Annotated in this window: 14 protein-coding genes; 5 read left to right on the plus strand and 9 right to left on the minus strand. The window is 72.8% G+C overall.

The annotated features are described in order from the left end of the window. Window positions 1-202: 202 nt before the first annotated feature. The 5 genes from E2651_RS09015 to E2651_RS09035 are packed head-to-tail and all read right to left on the minus strand — an operon-like array spanning window position 203 to window position 5648. A complete protein-coding gene (locus E2651_RS09015) occupies window positions 203-1009 on the minus strand; it encodes a type III pantothenate kinase (protein ID WP_135330510.1) in 807 nt (268 codons plus the stop codon). Between the two features lie 7 nt (window positions 1010-1016). Continuing rightward, complete coding sequence (nadC, locus tag E2651_RS09020; protein WP_209446101.1) at window positions 1017-2006, minus strand: carboxylating nicotinate-nucleotide diphosphorylase; 990 nt, start codon at window positions 2004-2006, stop codon at window positions 1017-1019. After that, window positions 2003-3715 carry an L-aspartate oxidase gene (locus tag E2651_RS09025; protein ID WP_135330512.1) on the minus strand — a complete coding sequence of 571 codons (1713 nt, stop codon included), beginning with the start codon at window positions 3713-3715 and terminating at the stop codon, window positions 2003-2005. Before E2651_RS09025 ends, nadC begins: the two co-directional genes overlap by 4 nt. Then, a complete protein-coding gene (gene panC / locus E2651_RS09030) occupies window positions 3712-4713 on the minus strand; it encodes a pantoate--beta-alanine ligase (protein WP_135330513.1) in 1002 nt (333 codons plus the stop codon). Before panC ends, E2651_RS09025 begins: the two co-directional genes overlap by 4 nt. After that, the gene (locus tag E2651_RS09035; protein WP_135330514.1) at window positions 4710-5648 is read right to left on the minus strand and encodes a DUF2520 domain-containing protein; all 939 of its coding nucleotides are present in this window, start codon (window positions 5646-5648) and stop codon (window positions 4710-4712) included. The genes panC and E2651_RS09035 overlap by 4 nt, the downstream gene beginning before the upstream one ends. Window positions 5649-5795: 147 nt before the next feature. On the opposite strand from E2651_RS09035, the gene E2651_RS09040 reads away from it, so the two are divergent. Then, entirely contained in the window at window positions 5796-7007 is a 1212-nt protein-coding gene (locus E2651_RS09040; protein ID WP_135330515.1) for a beta-eliminating lyase-related protein, read from the plus strand. Here E2651_RS09040 and E2651_RS09045 read toward each other — a convergent pair. Next, the gene (locus tag E2651_RS09045) at window positions 6964-7224 is read right to left on the minus strand and encodes a hypothetical protein (RefSeq protein ID WP_135330516.1); all 261 of its coding nucleotides are present in this window, start codon (window positions 7222-7224) and stop codon (window positions 6964-6966) included. The two genes, E2651_RS09040 and E2651_RS09045, sit on opposite strands and share 44 nt — an antisense overlap. 279 nt (window positions 7225-7503) lie before the next feature. Here E2651_RS09045 and E2651_RS09050 point away from each other — a divergent pair, with 279 nt between their 5' ends. After that, window positions 7504-8610, plus strand: a complete 1107-nt coding sequence (locus E2651_RS09050) for a DUF5937 family protein (RefSeq protein ID WP_135330517.1) — start codon at window positions 7504-7506, stop codon at window positions 8608-8610. 30 nt (window positions 8611-8640) lie between these two features. On the opposite strand, the gene E2651_RS09055 is transcribed toward E2651_RS09050, so the two are convergent. Both E2651_RS09055 and E2651_RS09060 read right to left on the minus strand, forming a co-directional pair. Continuing rightward, on the minus strand, window positions 8641-9315 hold the full coding sequence (locus E2651_RS09055; protein WP_135330518.1) for a response regulator transcription factor: 675 nt from the start codon (window positions 9313-9315) through the stop codon (window positions 8641-8643). Window positions 9316-9415: 100 nt separating this feature from the next. Beyond that, the gene (locus E2651_RS09060; protein ID WP_135330519.1) at window positions 9416-10618 is read right to left on the minus strand and encodes a sensor histidine kinase; all 1203 of its coding nucleotides are present in this window, start codon (window positions 10616-10618) and stop codon (window positions 9416-9418) included. A gap of 105 nt (window positions 10619-10723) precedes the next feature. Here E2651_RS09060 and E2651_RS09065 point away from each other — a divergent pair, with 105 nt between their 5' ends. Continuing rightward, window positions 10724-11758, plus strand: a complete 1035-nt coding sequence (locus tag E2651_RS09065; protein WP_135330520.1) for an SAM-dependent methyltransferase — start codon at window positions 10724-10726, stop codon at window positions 11756-11758. Here E2651_RS09065 and E2651_RS09070 read toward each other — a convergent pair. Next, entirely contained in the window at window positions 11723-12874 is a 1152-nt protein-coding gene (locus E2651_RS09070) for an NADH-quinone oxidoreductase subunit D (RefSeq protein ID WP_135330521.1), read from the minus strand. The genes E2651_RS09065 and E2651_RS09070 overlap by 36 nt on opposite strands. A gap of 63 nt (window positions 12875-12937) precedes the next feature. Here E2651_RS09070 and E2651_RS09075 point away from each other — a divergent pair, with 63 nt between their 5' ends. Both E2651_RS09075 and E2651_RS09080 read left to right on the plus strand, forming a co-directional pair. Then, window positions 12938-13447 (plus strand): PH domain-containing protein, encoded by a 510-nt coding sequence (locus E2651_RS09075; protein WP_135330522.1) that lies wholly within the window; start codon window positions 12938-12940, stop codon window positions 13445-13447. Then, window positions 13444-14787, plus strand: coding sequence for a PH domain-containing protein (locus E2651_RS09080; protein ID WP_135330523.1), 1344 nt, complete (start codon window positions 13444-13446; stop codon window positions 14785-14787). Before E2651_RS09075 ends, E2651_RS09080 begins: the two co-directional genes overlap by 4 nt. The last annotated feature ends 199 nt before the right edge of the window (window positions 14788-14986 follow it).

Consider the following 14986-nt stretch of genomic DNA (forward strand, 5'->3'; position numbering starts at 1 on the left):
GGGGCACGGCGTGCACCGCGCTCGCCGATCCCGCCGGGCCGCCGAGCCCGATCAGCACCGCGGCCGCCACTGCCGCGGCCAGTCTTCCGCTACGCCCCATTTGCCCCACGCCCACTAGACACCCGCCCAACTCCCGTCCCTGCGCAGACTCTTGTATGGGGCGGAGGGTTGTGTGCGCAACCCCGCTCAGGTGCGGAAACGGTCAACTGCGGGAAACATTGCGCTCGTAGACCAGCCGCAGGCCGATCAGGGTCAGCCACGGCTCGTGCTCGTCGATGACCGAGGCCTCGCCGAGCACCATGGGCGCGAGGCCGCCGGTCGCGATGACCGTGACGTCGTCGGGATCGCCGCCGGGGCCCGCCAGTTCGCGTGCCATGCGCTGTACGACACCGTCGACCTGGCCCGCGAAGCCGTACAGGATGCCCGACTGCATGGCCTCCACGGTGTTCTTGCCGATGACGCTGCGCGGCCGGGCCAGCTCGATCTTGCGGAGCTGTGCGCCGCGTACGCCGAGCGCCTCCACGGAGATCTCGATGCCGGGGGCGATGACGCCGCCCGTGTACTCGCCGCGCGCGGAGACCGCGTCGAACGTCGTCGCCGTACCGAAGTCGACGACGATGGCGGGCCCTCCGTAGAGCTCGACCGCCGCGACCGCGTTGATGATGCGGTCGGCGCCGACCTCCTTGGGGTTGTCCATGAGGATCGGTACGCCGGTCTTGATGCCGGGCTCCACGAGGACGGCGGGCACGTCTCCGTAGTAGCGCCTCGTGACCTCGCGCAGTTCGTGCAGGACGGAGGGGACCGTCGAGCAGATGGCGATGCCGTCGATGCCGTCGCCCAGCTCGTCGCCGAGCAGCGGGTGCATGCCCATCAGGCCGTTGAGCAGCACGGCGAGCTCGTCGGCGGTGCGGCGCGCGTCGGTGGAGATGCGCCAGTGCTCCACGATCTCCTCGCCGTCGAAGAGGCCGAGGACGGTGTGGGTGTTTCCGACGTCGATGGTCAGCAGCATGTCGTCGTCACTCCGCCGCGCGCAGGTCGAGGCCGATGTCCAGGATCGGGGAGGAGTGGGTGAGGGCGCCCACCGCGAGGAAGTCGACGCCCGTGTCCGCGTACGCGCGGGCGTTCTCCAGGGTGAGGCGGCCGGAGGACTCCAGGATCGCGCGGCCGTGCACGATCGCCACGGCCTCCTCGGTCTCGCCCGGCGTGAAATTGTCCAGGAGGATCAGGTCGGCGCCCGCGTCCACGACCTCGCGCAGCTGGTGGAGGGTGTCGACCTCGACCTCCACGGCCAGGTCCGGGAAGGCCTCGCGTACGGCCTTGAAGGCCTGCTCCACGCCGCCGGCGGCCACTACGTGGTTGTCCTTCACCAGGGCCGCGTCCGAGAGCGACATGCGGTGGTTGACGCCGCCGCCCATCCGTACCGCGTACTTCTCGAGGGCGCGCAGGCCGGCGGTCGTCTTGCGGGTGTCGCGGACCTTGGCGTTCGTGCCGTCGAGTGCGTCGGCCCACGCGCGCGTGGCGGTCGCGATCCCGGAGAGGCGGCACAGGAGGTTGAGCGCGCTGCGCTCGGCGGTGAGCAGGTCGCGGGTGCGGGTGGTGACGCTGAGCAGCTTGTCGCCCGCCTCGACCCGCTCGCCGTCCTCGACGTGCCGCTCGACCTCGAAGGTGTCCGTGCAGACGAGGGAGATGACGGCCTCGGCGACGCGCAGGCCCGCGACCGTGCCGGCCTCGCGCGCGGTGAAGTCGCCGGTGGCGACGGCCTCTTCGGGGATCGTGGCGACCGAGGTGACGTCCACCCCGCCGTCCAGGTCCTCGGAGACCGCCATGTGGGCGATGTCCTCGACCTGGACGGGATCGAGCCCGGCATCGGCCAGGAGCTGGGCGAGCGCGGGGTCGAGACCGCACTCCATGGGGTCGTAGGCGTCGTCTCCGCCGCAGCCGCAGGCGTCGCCGCAGCCACCGCCGACGGGGGCGAGGGGGAGGTCGGGGGTGCTGCTCACGGTCACTTCTCCTGAAGTCTTGTCGTCGGGGGGAAGTCGGGGGTCTCGGTCGTCCACGCGGCCAGCGTCCGGTCCGCGTTGAGGCGTACGACGATGTGGCGCCGCCAGGCCGCGTCGTCGCGGTCGGCGTGGTCCTCGCGCCAGTGGCAGCCGCGGGTCTCCTCACGGCGCTGTGCGGCGGCCACCAGGACGCGGGCGACGCACAGGAGGTTGGTGGTCTCCCAGGTGTCGACGCCGGGCTCGGCGGTCTTGCCGTCCTCGGCGAGGGCACCCGCGGCCTCGGCGTGGATGCGGGCGAGCCGGGCCGCGGCCCCGGAGAGGGAATCGGCGGACCTGAGCACTCCGGCGCCGTCGGACATGACGCGCTGGATGGTGAAGCGGGCCTCGGGCGGCAGCAGGGGGTGCGCGGGGGTGTCGGGGTGGGACACCGGCGCGGGCACGCGCGCGTGGAGGGTGTTTTCCGCGTGGTGCGCGACGATGTCGGCGGCGATGCGCTCGGCGTAGACCAGGCCCTCGAGGAGGGAGTTGGAGGCGAGGCGGTTGGCGCCGTGCACGCCGGTGCAGGCGACCTCCCCGCAGGCGTAGAGGCCCGGGACGGTGGTGCGGCCGCGCGGGTCCGTGCGGACGCCTCCGGAGGCGTAGTGCGCGGCCGGGGCGACCGGGATCGGCTCGGTCACCGGGTCGATGCCGTGGGCGCGGCAGGCGGCGAGGATCGTCGGGAAGCGGCTCGCCCACATGTCGGCGCCGAAGTGGCGGGCGTCCAAGTACATGTGCTCGGCGCCCTGTTCCTGCATGCGGCGCGTGATGCCCTTGGCGACGATGTCGCGGGGCGCCAGCTCGGCGAGCTCGTGCTGACCGACCATGAAGCGCACGCCGTCGGCGTCCACGAGGTGCGCGCCTTCGCCCCGGACGGCTTCGGAGACGAGCGGCTGCTGGCCCTCGGCGTCCGCGCCGAGGAAGAGCACGGTGGGGTGGAACTGCACGAATTCGAGGTCGCTCACCTCGGCGCCCGCGCGCAGGGCGAGCGCGACGCCGTCGCCCGTGGACACGGACGGGTTGGTGGTCGCGGAGAAGACCTGGCCCATGCCGCCGGTGGCGAGGACCACCGCGGGGGCGTGCACGGCGCCCACGCCGTCGTGCTGGCCCTCGCCCATGACGTGCAGGGAGACACCGGCGGTGCGGCCGTCGGCGTCCGTGAGGAGGTCGAGGACCAGGGCGTTCTCGACGGTCGGTATGCCGCGCGCGCGGACCGCCTCGACCAGGGCGCGGGAGATCTCCGCGCCGGTCGCGTCGCCGCCCGCGTGTGCGATGCGGCGGCGGTGGTGGCCGCCCTCGCGGGTCAGCTCGATGGCGCCTTCGGGGCCCGTGTCGAAGTGGGCGCCGGTCTCGATGAGACGGCGTACGGCGTCGGGGCCCTCGGTGACGAGGGTGCGCACCGCCTCTTCGTCGCACAGGCCCACGCCCGCGACGAGCGTGTCGTCCAGGTGCTGTTCGGGGGTGTCGCCCTCGCCGAGTGCCGCGGCGATGCCGCCCTGGGCCCAGCGCGTGGAGCCGTCGTCGAGGCGGGCCTTGGTGACGACGACCGGCTTCAGGCCGGCCGCCGAGCAGCGCAGGGCGGCGGTCAGTCCGGCCACTCCGGAGCCGACGACCACGATGTCGGCGTCCAGGGACCAGCCTGGGGCGGGGGCGTGCAGCCGTATTCCGGTGGCACTCATGCGGTGGCTCCGAACGTGAGCGGGATGTTGTCGATCAGCCGGGTCGCGCCGACCTTGGCCGCCACGGCGAGGACCGCGTCGCCCGTGTGGTCCGGCCCCACGTCCGTGAAGTCGGCCGGGTCGACGAGCGCCAAGTAGTCGAGCTCGAGCGGGGGTTGGCGGCGGGCCGCCTCGTCGAGGACCTGGCGGGCAGCGGCGCGGACGGCCGCGGGGCCGCCGGGCACGGACGGCGTGACGGACTGGGCGACGGCGTGGGTGTCGGCGGCGGCCCGGGACTCCCCCAGCGCGTTCAGGGCGGCGGCACGCGCGTGTGTGGCGGGGGCGAGCGCCGCACGCGCGTGCAGGGCCTCCTGCGCGGCGTGCCGGTCGCGGCCCGCGAAGAGGGCCTGGGAGAGCGCGAGGGCGGTGCGCCGCTCGGCCGGGGACAGGTAGCGGTTGCGGCTGGAGAGCGCCAGGCCGTCGGCCTCGCGCACCGTGGGTACGCCGACGATCTCGACGCCGAAGTTCAGGTCCCGCACCATGCGGCGGATGAGGGCGAGCTGCTGGGCGTCCTTCTGCCCGTACAGCGCCACATCGGGGCGGGTGAGGTGCAGCAGTTTGGCGACGACCGTGAGCATGCCGTCGAAGTGGCCGGGCCGGGTGGCCCCTTCGAGGCGGCTGCCCATGGGGCCCGCGCTGACCCGGACCTGCGGTTCGCCGCCCGGGTAGACCTCGTCGGCGGACGGGGCGAACACGAAGTCCGCGCCCTCCTGTTCGGCGATCTTGATGTCGGCTTCCAGGGTGCGCGGATAGCGCTCGAGGTCCTCGCCCGCGCCGAACTGGAGGGGGTTGACGAAGACCGTGACGACGACCTCGCCCTCCTCGCCCGCGATGCGGCGCGCGGTGCGGATGAGCGTGGCGTGGCCCTCGTGCAGGGCGCCCATCGTCATGACGACGGCGCGGCGGCCCTCACGCGTGCGCGCGCGCAGGGCGTCGGCGGTGTGCAGGAGGCCGGTCATCGGCTTCCTCCCTCGGTGTCGCCGCTCCCGCCCGCGCCGTTGGCCAGGACTCCCAGGAGGTCCTCGGCGAGCTCCGGCTTGAGCAGTCCGTGGGCGAGGGCGCGGTCGGCGGTGGCTCGGGCCATCGCCAGGTATCCGGCGACGGTCTGCGGGGCGTGCTTGCGCAGCTCGGCGACGTGGGCGGCGACGGTGCCCGCGTCCCCGCGCGCGACGGGTCCGGTGAGGGCGGCGTCGCCGGACCGCAGCGCGTTGTCCAGGGCGGCGCCGAGGAGCGGGCCGAGCATCCGGTCGGGGGCCTCCACGCCCGCGTCCCGGAGCAGCTCCATGGACTCGGCGACCAGCGTGACCAGGTGGTTCGCGCCGAGCGCGAGGGCCGCGTGGTAGAGCGGCCGCGACTCCTCGGCGATCCACTCGGGCTCGCCGCCCATCTCGATGACGAGCGCCTCTGCCGCGAGCCGCAGCTCGTCGGGGGCGGTCACGCCGAAGGAGCAGCCGGCCAGGCGCTGTACGTCCACGGGCGTGCCGGTGAAGGTCATGGCGGGGTGCAGCGCGAGCGGCAGGGCGCCGGCCCGCAGCGCCGGTTCGAGCACCTTCGTGCCGTACCGCCCCGATGTGTGCACGAGGAGCTGGCCGGGGCGGACGGCGCCGGTCTCGACGAGGCCCTCGACCAGGCCCGGAAGGGCGTCGTCCGGCACGGTCAGGAGGACGAGGTCGGCGCGCTCGAGGACCTGGGCGGGCGTGACGAGCGGGACGTCGGGCAGCAGGACCGCCGCCCTGCGCACGGACGCGTCGGAGACGCCGGACGCTGCGACCGGGCGGTGCCCGGCGAGCTGGAGCGCCGCGGCGAGCGCGGGGCCTACCCGGCCCGCTCCCACGACGCCCACCGTGAGCCTCGCGGGGCGGTCCCGCGGGTCTGGCTGATGAGGTGCGTTCACGCGATGACGCCTTCCCGTTCCAGTCCGCTCGGGGTACCGGACGATTTCTCGTCATGCTAACGCGATCGGTCCGTGGCGCGTCTCCGGCTGTCCACAGGCTGTGGGTATTCATATGACTGGCGACCTCGGGCAGGCCATGCTCGGAGGATGACTGCGTACGAGGCGGAAGAAGAGCGGCCCCAGGATCGGACCGCGGCACTGGGGGACGGACCCACGCAGGACCCCCAGGAGGATCCGGACGGGCGTGCCCGTCGCTCGGCGGCGGCCCGTGGCGCCGTCCGGGCCCTGCACCGCTCGCCCCTGGTCGTGCCGCTCGCCGAGCGTCTCTCGGTCCTGGCGGCCGCGGCCCATGAGGTCGTCGGCCCGGACGACCCCACCGACGTCTACGGCGACGCCGTCGTCGCCACCCTGGAGGACGAGGTCGCGCGCCTGCTCGGCAAGGAGGCGGCCGCCTTCTTCCCGACGGGCACGATGGCCCAGCAGGTCGCCCTGCGCTGCTGGGCGGGCCGCACCGGCAACGCGACGGTCGCCCTGCACCCGCTCGCGCACCCCGAGGTCCACGAAGGGGACGCGTTCTCCGTGGTGAGCGGATTGCGCACGGTCCACCCGACGCGGGAGCCGCGGCTGCCCACGGCCGACGAAGTGCGGGACTTCGAGGAGCCCTTCGGGACGCTGATGCTCGAACTGCCGCTCCGGGACGCCGGTTTCGTCCTGCCGACGTGGGAGGAGCTGGAGGAGGTCGTGGAGGCGGCCCGCGAGCGCGACGCGGTCGTGCACTTCGACGGCGCCCGCCTGTGGGAGTGCACGCCGCACTTCGGCCGCCCCCTCACGGAGATCGCGGCTCTCGCGGACACCGTGTACGTGTCGTTCTACAAGTCCCTCGAAGGCCTGAGCGGCGCCGTCCTCGCGGGACCGCGCACGCTCGTCGAGGAGGCGAGGGTGTGGCGCCACCGCTACGGAGGCCAGCTGTTCCAGCAGTTCCCGACCGCCGTCTCGGCGCTGCTCGGCCTCAAGCACACGCTGCCCCGGCTGCCCGATTACGTGGCCCACGCGCGCGTGGTCGCCGACGCGCTGCGCGAGGGGTTCGCGGCGGCCGGGGTGCCGTGGTCGCGCGTACACCCCGAGCAGCCGCACACCCATCAGTTCCAGGTCTGGCTGCCGTACGACTCCGAAGTCCTGACCGAGGCGTCGCTCGCCCAGGCCGAGGAGACCAAGACCTTGCTGTTCGGCCGCTGGTTCCCCGACGGGCCGCCCGGCCTCTCGGTCACGGAGGTCACCGTGACCGGGGCGGGCCTGGAGTGGACGGCCGACGACGTCAATGATGCGGTCGCGGAGTTCGTGCGGCGGATCCCCCGCTGACGGCTCCCCGGCCGAGGTGACCGGCGCGGGCGAGCCGGGCCAGAGCGGCCCGGATCCATCCGTGGGCGGGGCGTTCCTCGATGACGGCCTGGAAGCGCCCGTAGTCGCGCACCTCGCGGATGACCTGCCAGTCGTGCCGGCCGGGGGCGGGTGGGGTGCGCTCGTCGTGCTGGGCGGCGCGGTAGCTGTCGAGGAGGTACTGCTGCGTGATGCTCATGATGGCCTCGCCTCTCGGGGTAAATGGTACTTATCGGGCACCCATAGGTCGACGGGAAGCACGGTCGACGCATCAAGGGCATGGAGGGTGTGGGAAGGGCAGGTCCGCGGGTGCTGTGCCCGCTCCTGGGCCGACGGCGACGCTGCCGTACGGCGGTTGCCGCGGACCCTGCGGCCCGCTCACCACAGACTGCGCCCGCCGGCCCCGCGCCGTCGCGTCGATTGACGCCGACCGTCAATCGACGGCGGCGATGTCGGTGGCGGGGTGCACCATGGGGCCATGAGCGTGAGCATCGACATCACCGGGCTGCTCCCGGAGCGGATCCACGTCGTGCCCTCGCCCCTGGCCGAGCTCGGCATGGCGCTGCACGCGCTGGCGGAGCCGGGCCATCACCCGGGGCTCCAGGGCTGGGCGACGGCGGTGTCCGCGCGCATGGATCCGTGCCTCGCGGACCGCATGTGCGACGCGGACTTCCTGTGGCGCACGACGTTCTCGGATGTCTTCGCGCCGTTCGCCGGCATCCCCGGCAAGCAGGCACTCCCGGGTGCCACGCTCGCCGAGGAGCTCGACCTCCTCGACAAGCTGACCGACGAGCAATTCGTGGACGCCGCCCTCGAGTTCACCTGCCAGTCGTCGTACGCGGAGCCCAACCGCTCCATCCTGGGCACCCCGGAGGTGCAGCAGCGCGCCCTGGAGCTCGCCGCCGCCCGAGGCCCCCACCAAGTGCGCTTCACCAAGCGGCTGCTCGACGACCCGTCCGCGGTCCGCGCCTGGTTCCGGCAGCTGGTGGAGGACTGCGACGAGGCGTTCTTCGCGGACACCTGGGAGCGCCTGCAGCACCAGCTCGCCGCCGACGCCCGGCACAAGACCGACCTGCTGCGCCGCAAGGGCCTCGCGGAGGCCCTGAAGGCGGTGTCCGGTGCGGCCTCCCTGGATGAGGAGGCCCGGCTCATCACCTTCGACAAGATCACGGAGGGGCGCACGGTCACGGGGGACGGCAGCCTCGTACTCGTCCCGACCAGCCTCGGCTGGCCCCATCTGATGGTGCTGCACCGCTATGGCTGGCAGCCCGCGATCACGTACCCCATCAGCGGCCCCGGACTCACCGCCCCGCCCTCCGTGGAACAGCTGACCCGCCGCATGTCCGCGCTCGCCCACCCGGCCCGGATGCGCCTGTGCCGCCACCTCGCGCGCGGTGCGTACACCACGGGCGAGCTGGCGGACGCGCACGGCCTGACGGCGCCCGAGGTGTCACGCCACCTCGGCGTCCTGAAGAAGGCCGGGCTCGTCACGACACGGCGCCGCGGTCGCTATGTGCAGCACCAGCTGGACATCGGCGTGGTGTCCCGCCTGGGCAGCGACTTCATCGAAGGGGTGCTGCGCTAGGGGGTGACCGAAGAGGCGCGCCGGCGGCTCTCAGACCCCGCCGCCACCCGCCCGCACCAGACCCGTCTCGTACGCCAGGACCACCACCTGCACCCGGTCCCGCAGCCCGAGCTTCGTCAGGATGCGTCCCACGTGCGTCTTGACGGTGGCCTCAGACAGGACGAGCCGCGCCGCGATCTCGCCGTTCGAAAGCCCCTGGGCGACAAGGACCATGACCTCGCGCTCGCGGTCCGTGAGCCGCTCCAGCTCCTTGTGCTGCGGCTGTCCGCCCGCGTTCGGCAGCATCGGCGCGAAGCGGTCAAGGAGGCGCCGCGTGGTGGACGGCGCGACCACGGCGTCGCCGCTGTGCACGGACCGGATCGCGGCGAGCAGCTCCCCCGGAGGCACGTCCTTGAGCATGAACCCGGAGGCGCCCGCCTTCAGCCCCGAGAAGGCGTACTCGTCGAGATCGAAGGTCGTCAGGATCAGCACCTTGGGCGGATTCTCGTCCTGGCAGATGCGCCGGGTCGTCTCCACGCCGTCCAGTTTCGGCATGCGTACGTCCATGAGGACCACGTCGACCTTGGTCGACCGCAGCGCCTCCAGCGCCTCGACGCCGTCGCCCGCCTCCGCGACGACCTCCATGTCCGGCTGGGCGGCGAGCACCATCCGGAAGCCCGTGCGCAGCAGCGCCTGGTCGTCGACGAGCATGACGCGGATCGACATCAAAGGCTCCTTCGTGGATGAGTGCAGATGCGTTCGGATGAGTTCGGATGAGTTCGGATGAGTCCGTCAGCCTATGGCGTGGACGGTTCGGTGACAGGTGTCAGTTCGCGGGCTTCAGTGGGAGCAGCGCGCTGATGCGGAAGCCGCCGCCCGGCCGCGGCCCCGCGTCCAGCGTGCCGCCGACCATGCCGACGCGCTCGCGCATGCCGATCAGGCCGTGCCCGCAGCCGTCGGCGCCGCCGTCCTCGTACAGCTCGTGCGGGGCGCCCTTGCCGTCGTCCTCGACGAGCAGCCCGAGGCCGTCGTCGAAGTAGACCAGGCGCACGCTCGCCCCGGTGTTCTCGCCGCCGTGCTTGCGGGTGTTGGTGAGCGCCTCCTGCACGATGCGGTACGCGGTCAGCTCCACGCCGCTGGGCAGCGGGCGCGGGGTGCCCTCGACCTTGAAGTCGACCGGGAGGCCGGCCGTGCGCACCTGCTCGATGAGCTCGTCGAGCTGCTCGACGTCGGGCTGCGGGACGTACTCGCCGCTCTCCTGGTGCTCGCCGGTGCGCAGCACGCCGAGCAGCCTGCGCATCTCCGCGAGCGCCTGCCTGCCGGTGCCCGAGATGGTCTCCAGGGCCTGCTTCGCCTGCTCCGGGGCGGCATCAAGGACGTACGCGGCACCGTCGGCCTGGACGACCATCACCGAGACGTTGTGCGCGACGACGTCGTGCAGCTCGCGTGCGATCCGGGCCCGCTCCGCGGCCACGGCGACCTTGGACTGCGCCGCCCGCTCCTTCTCCAGGCGGTCGGCGCGCTCCTCCAGCTGGGCCAGATAGGCGCGGCGGGTGCGGATGGAGTCGCCGAGCACCCAGGCCAGCGCGAAGGGCACCATCTGGAAGACCGTGAAGAGGATGTTCCCGAAGGAACTTATGCTCTCCTCCGGCCAGCGCAGCGACGACAGCGGCGCGGCGCACAGACCGCCGGTCAGGGCGAACCGCGAGGCCCACTTCGGGCCGTCGGCCGACGCGGTGTAGATGATCACCAGCATCGCGAAGTCGGCGGGCATCGTCTTCGCGTCGAAGACCAGCTGGGCGACGCCGAGCACGGCGGCGAGGATCAGCATCTTCTCGGTGGCCTTGCGGCGCAGCGCGACGACGACGGACAGGCCGACGACGATCACGGCGGCCGCGACACTCGTGTCGCGGCCCTCCCCCTCGGCCATGGAGACCAGGCCCAGGCCGGAGATCCCGAGCAGGAAGACGGCCCAGAAGCCATCGACCCCGGTCGGGTGTCTGCGGAGGAAGTCATAGACGCGCTGCACGTAACCCAGCGTAGGCAGCCGCACGGCCTTCCGGGGTCAACCGGAGGGTCGATCCGCACCCGGCACGTGTACTCCCCAAGGTGGAGGCCCGCTTAGCCTTCTCGCGTGACGAACGAGGTCAGGGGCGAGCGGCGGGACGTGTGGCGGGGCTGGCGGGAGGCCACCGAGGAGGCGCTCTACGGCCCTGCGGGCTTCTATCTGCGCCCGGAAGGACCCGCGGGCCATTTCCGCACGTCGGTGCATGCCTCGCCGCTCTTCGCGGCGGCCGTGGCCCGGCTGCTGTGCCGTGTGGACGAAGCGCTCGGCCACCCCGACGAGCTGGCCTTCGTGGACCTCGGCGCGGGCCGCGGCGAGCTGACCGCGGGCGTGCTCGCCGCGCTGCCCGCCGATGTGACGGCACGCACGCGTGCGTACGCGGTGGAGCGCGCCGCACGTCCCGATGGCCTCGACCCGCGCGTCGAGTGGTGCGACCGGGCGCCCGCCGGCGTCACGGGTCTGCTCTTCGCCAACGAATGGCTGGACAACGTCCCCCTGGACGTCGCCGAGGTCGCACCGGACGGAGTCGTCCGCCGGGTCCTCGTGCGCGACGACGGCACCGAATCGCTCGGAACCGCCGTCGACGGAGCGGACGCCTCCTGGCTCGCGCGCTGGTGGCCGCTGCCCCCGGAGCCCGGCCTGCGCGCGGAGATCGGCGCTCCCCGTGACGAGGCGTGGGCGGCGGCCGTGGCGACGCTGACGCGCGGCCTGGCGGTCGCGGTCGACTACGCGCACGACCGGGCGGCACGACCGCCGTTCGGCACGCTGACCGGCTTTCGCGCGGGCCGCGAGACGGCGCCCGTGCCGGACGGCGGCTGCGACATCACCGCCCATGTGGCGTTGGACGCCTGCTCGCTGGAGGGGGCCGCGCTGCTCACCCAGCGGGCGGCGCTCGGCGCGCTGGGGGTGAGCGGCGGCCGCCCGCCGCTGTCCCTGGCCTCCAGCGACCCGACGGCGTACGTACACGCCCTCACGCGCGCGGGAGAGGCCGCGGAGCTCACCGCGCCGGGCGGACTCGGGGACTTCGGGTGGCTGGTCCAGCCGGTCGGCGTACCACTTGAAGGCCCGCTACTTGTCGATGTCGCCGACCACGAAGAACAGTGACCCCAGGATCGCCACCATGTCGGCGACCAGCTGGCCCGGAAGGAGCTCCACCAGCGCCTGGATGTTGTTGTACGAGGCCGAGCGGAGCTTGAGCCGGTACGGCGTCTTCTCACCCTTGGAGACCAGGTAGTAGCCGTTGATGCCGAGCGGGTTCTCGGTCCACGCGTACGTGTGACCCTCGGGGGCCTTGAGGACCTTCGGGAGGCGCTGGTTGATCGGCCCCTGGGGCAGGTCGGCGAGCCGGTCGAGGCAGGCGTCCGCGAGGTCGAGCGCGTTGTGGGTCTGCTCCAGGAGTACCTCGAAGCGGGCCAGGCAGTCGCCCTCCTGGCGCGTGACGACCTTCAGGGTGTCCTGCAGTTCCCCGTACGCGAGATACGGCTCGTCGCGGCGCAGGTCGAAGTCGACTCCGGAGGCGCGGGCGATGGGACCGCTCACTCCGTAGGAGTGCACTGCCTCCGGGGACAGCGCGCCGACGCCGCGGGTGCGGCCCCGGAAGATCTCGTTGCCGAGCACCAGCTTGTCGTACACGTCCATGCGGGAGCGGACGGAGGCGACGGCAGCACGCGCGCGTACAGGCCATCCGGCGGGGAGGTCCTCCTTGAGGCCGCCCACGCGGTTGAACATGTAGTGCATCCGGCCGCCGGAGATCTCCTCCATGACGGTCTGGAGTTCCTCACGCTCCCGGAAGGCGTGGAACACCGGGGTGATACCGCCCAGTTCGAGCGGATACGAGCCCAGGAACATCAGGTGGTTGAGTACACGGTTCAGCTCGGCGAGGAGCGTGCGCATCCAGACGGCGCGCTCGGGCACCTCCATGCCGAGCATCCGCTCCACGGCAAGGACGACCCCGAGTTCGTTGGCGAACGCGGACAGCCAGTCGTGCCGGTTGGCCAGCATCACGATCTGCCGGTAGTCACGCGCCTCGAAGAGCTTCTCGGCGCCGCGGTGCATATAGCCGATGACCGGCTCCGCGTGCTGGATCCGCTCGCCGTCGAGGACGAGACGCAGCCGCAGCACGCCGTGCGTGGACGGGTGCTGCGGGCCGATGTTGAGCACCATGTCGGTGCTCTCCGCGGCGCCGCCGATGCCGAGCGTGGTCTCCGTCGTGGGGCTCATGCGCGCATTCTCTCGTACGCACTGTCCTACGCGCCCGTGACCCGGCATACGTACGCTTGCGGCATGGATACGGGGACGGCGGAACCCGCGCGACCGGCGGGGACAGGGGCGGATCCGGTGTGGACCGGGCTGCCGAGGGGGCTGCTGAGAATGCGCCGGCTTCTCCTGGTGGTGTGGCTGGTGCCGCTCGCGGTGGCCGTCGGGGTGCTTCTGGGGGTGTTCGCCGGCCCGGCCTGGGCGTTCTTCGCGCTGCTGCCCCTCGCCTTCGCGGTGTGGGGCTGGCCGATGCTCGAGCGCAACTGGCGGTCCTGGAAGTACGCGGAGCGGTCCGACGACCTCCTGATCAGCCGGGGCGTGCTCTGGCGCGAGGAAACGATCGTCCCGTACGGCCGGATGCAGCTCGTCGAGGTGACGTCAGGACCGGTGGAGCGGTACTTCGGGCTCGCGGGCGTCCAGCTGCACACGGCGGCCGCGGCGACGGACGCGCGGATCCCCGGGCTGCTCCCCGAGGAGGCCGAGCGGCTCCGCGACCGGCTCACCGAGCTGGGCGAGGCCCGTTCGGCGGGGCTGTGAGCGGCGTACGCGAGGTGGCCGGGGAAGAACACGCCCCCGGGCCCGGCGACGTACGAGAGCGGCGTCTGCACCCCGTCACACCCCTGCGCAGGGCCTGGGCGCCGGTCGCGGTCCTCGTGGGCTTCGCGGTGCACGACCCGAACGGCACACAGCGGCGCGTCTCCGAGCTCGCCGTGTCCCAACTGCTCGCCGGGATCGCCGTCGTCCTCCTGGGCGGCGCCCTCTACGGCTTTCTCAGCTGGTGGTTCACGCATTTCGCCGTCACTGACACCGAACTGCGCATCCGCACCGGCCTGCTCTTCCGGCGCACCGCGCACATCCGGCTCGACCGGCTCCAGGCCGTGGACGTGACCCAGCCGCTCGCGGCCCGTATCGCGGGCGTCGCCAAGCTCAAGCTGGACGTCGTCGGCGCGGAGAAGAAGGACGAACTCGCCTATCTGGGCGAGGAGGAGGCCTCTGTCCTACGGGCCGAACTCCTCGCGCGGGCGGCCGGTTTCGCCCCCGAGGCGGCCCGCGAGGTCGGCGAGGCGCCGGTCAGGAACCTGGTGCACGTACAACCGCGCATGCTCGCGATCTCGCTTCTGCTGACCGGCACGACCTGGGGCATGCTCGTCGCCACGCTGATCGTGCCGCCCTTCCTGTGGTTCGCCACCCACAACCTGTGGACGGTCCTCGCGACCGGCCTTCCCATGCTGGGCGGCGCCTTCGCGAGCAGCGTGGGGCGCTTCATAGGCGAGTACGACTGGAAGGTGGGCGAGTCCCCCGACGGACTGCGCATCGACCACGGGCTGCTCGACAAGGCGCACGAGACGGTGCCGCCGGGGCGGGTGCAGACGGTGCGGGTCGTGGAGCCGTGGCTGTGGCGGCGGCGCGGGTGGGTGCGGGTCGAGCTGGACGTGGCGGGCTCCGCCAACGGCGTCCTGGTCCCGGTCGCGCCCCGCGACGTCGCGGAGGCGGTGATCGCACGGATCCTGCCGGGCGTGCGGGTGCCGGCGGCCGCCGAGCTGATCCGGCCGCCCTCGCGCGCCGCCTGGTGCCTTCCGGTGTGGTGGAAGGGGTACGGCCTCACGGTGACGGACACGGTGTTCGCGGCGCGGCACGGTCTTCTGCGGCGGCGTCTGTCGTTGGTGCCGCACGCGAAGGTGCAGAGCGTGCGGCTTACGCAGGGGCCGTGGGAGCGGTTCAAGGGCGTGGCGGATGTGGTGGTGGACACCGGGGCGAACAAGACGGTCACCGCGCGGCTGCGTCCCGCCGGGGAGGCGGTTTCGCTCCTGGAGGCGCAGGCGGAGCGGTCGCGTACGGGGCGGAGGGCGGCGCTGCCGGATCGGTGGATGGCGTGAATCGGTGGATGGCGTGAGGGGCCAAGCCCCGTAAGGGGCGCGGGGCTGTATCGATCTGCGGCTCCGCCGCGGGGCGCGATCAGCCACAGACGGCCCGCGGATTCGTCACCGGCCCTCCGGCGGGGCGCTTAGCCCGTCCGGCGATTGAGGACGAACTCGGCGGAGCCGGTGATGGACGGTGCGCAAGGACCCCGCCCAG

Origin of the sequence: Streptomyces sp. MZ04 (assembly GCF_004684775.1) — a bacterium.
Classification (GTDB): Bacteria; Actinomycetota; Actinomycetes; order Streptomycetales; family Streptomycetaceae; genus Streptomyces.

What these genes read in the sequence shown, in the direction of transcription:
- E2651_RS09015 (WP_135330510.1), bottom strand. Translation starts at nt 1,009, where the DNA reads ATGCTGCTGACCATCGACGTCGGAAACACCCACACCGTCCTCGGCCTC.
- E2651_RS09025 (WP_135330512.1), bottom strand. Translation starts at nt 3,715, where the DNA reads ATGAGTGCCACCGGAATACGGCTGCACGCCCCCGCCCCAGGCTGGTCC.
- panC (WP_135330513.1), bottom strand. Translation starts at nt 4,713, where the DNA reads ATGACCGGCCTCCTGCACACCGCCGACGCCCTGCGCGCGCGCACGCGT.
- E2651_RS09040 (WP_135330515.1), top strand. Translation starts at nt 5,796, where the DNA reads ATGACTGCGTACGAGGCGGAAGAAGAGCGGCCCCAGGATCGGACCGCG.
- E2651_RS09045 (WP_135330516.1), bottom strand. Translation starts at nt 7,224, where the DNA reads ATGAGCATCACGCAGCAGTACCTCCTCGACAGCTACCGCGCCGCCCAG.
- E2651_RS09050 (WP_135330517.1), top strand. Translation starts at nt 7,504, where the DNA reads ATGAGCGTGAGCATCGACATCACCGGGCTGCTCCCGGAGCGGATCCAC.
- E2651_RS09055 (WP_135330518.1), bottom strand. Translation starts at nt 9,315, where the DNA reads ATGTCGATCCGCGTCATGCTCGTCGACGACCAGGCGCTGCTGCGCACG.
- E2651_RS09070 (WP_135330521.1), bottom strand. Translation starts at nt 12,874, where the DNA reads ATGAGCCCCACGACGGAGACCACGCTCGGCATCGGCGGCGCCGCGGAG.
- E2651_RS09075 (WP_135330522.1), top strand. Translation starts at nt 12,938, where the DNA reads ATGGATACGGGGACGGCGGAACCCGCGCGACCGGCGGGGACAGGGGCG.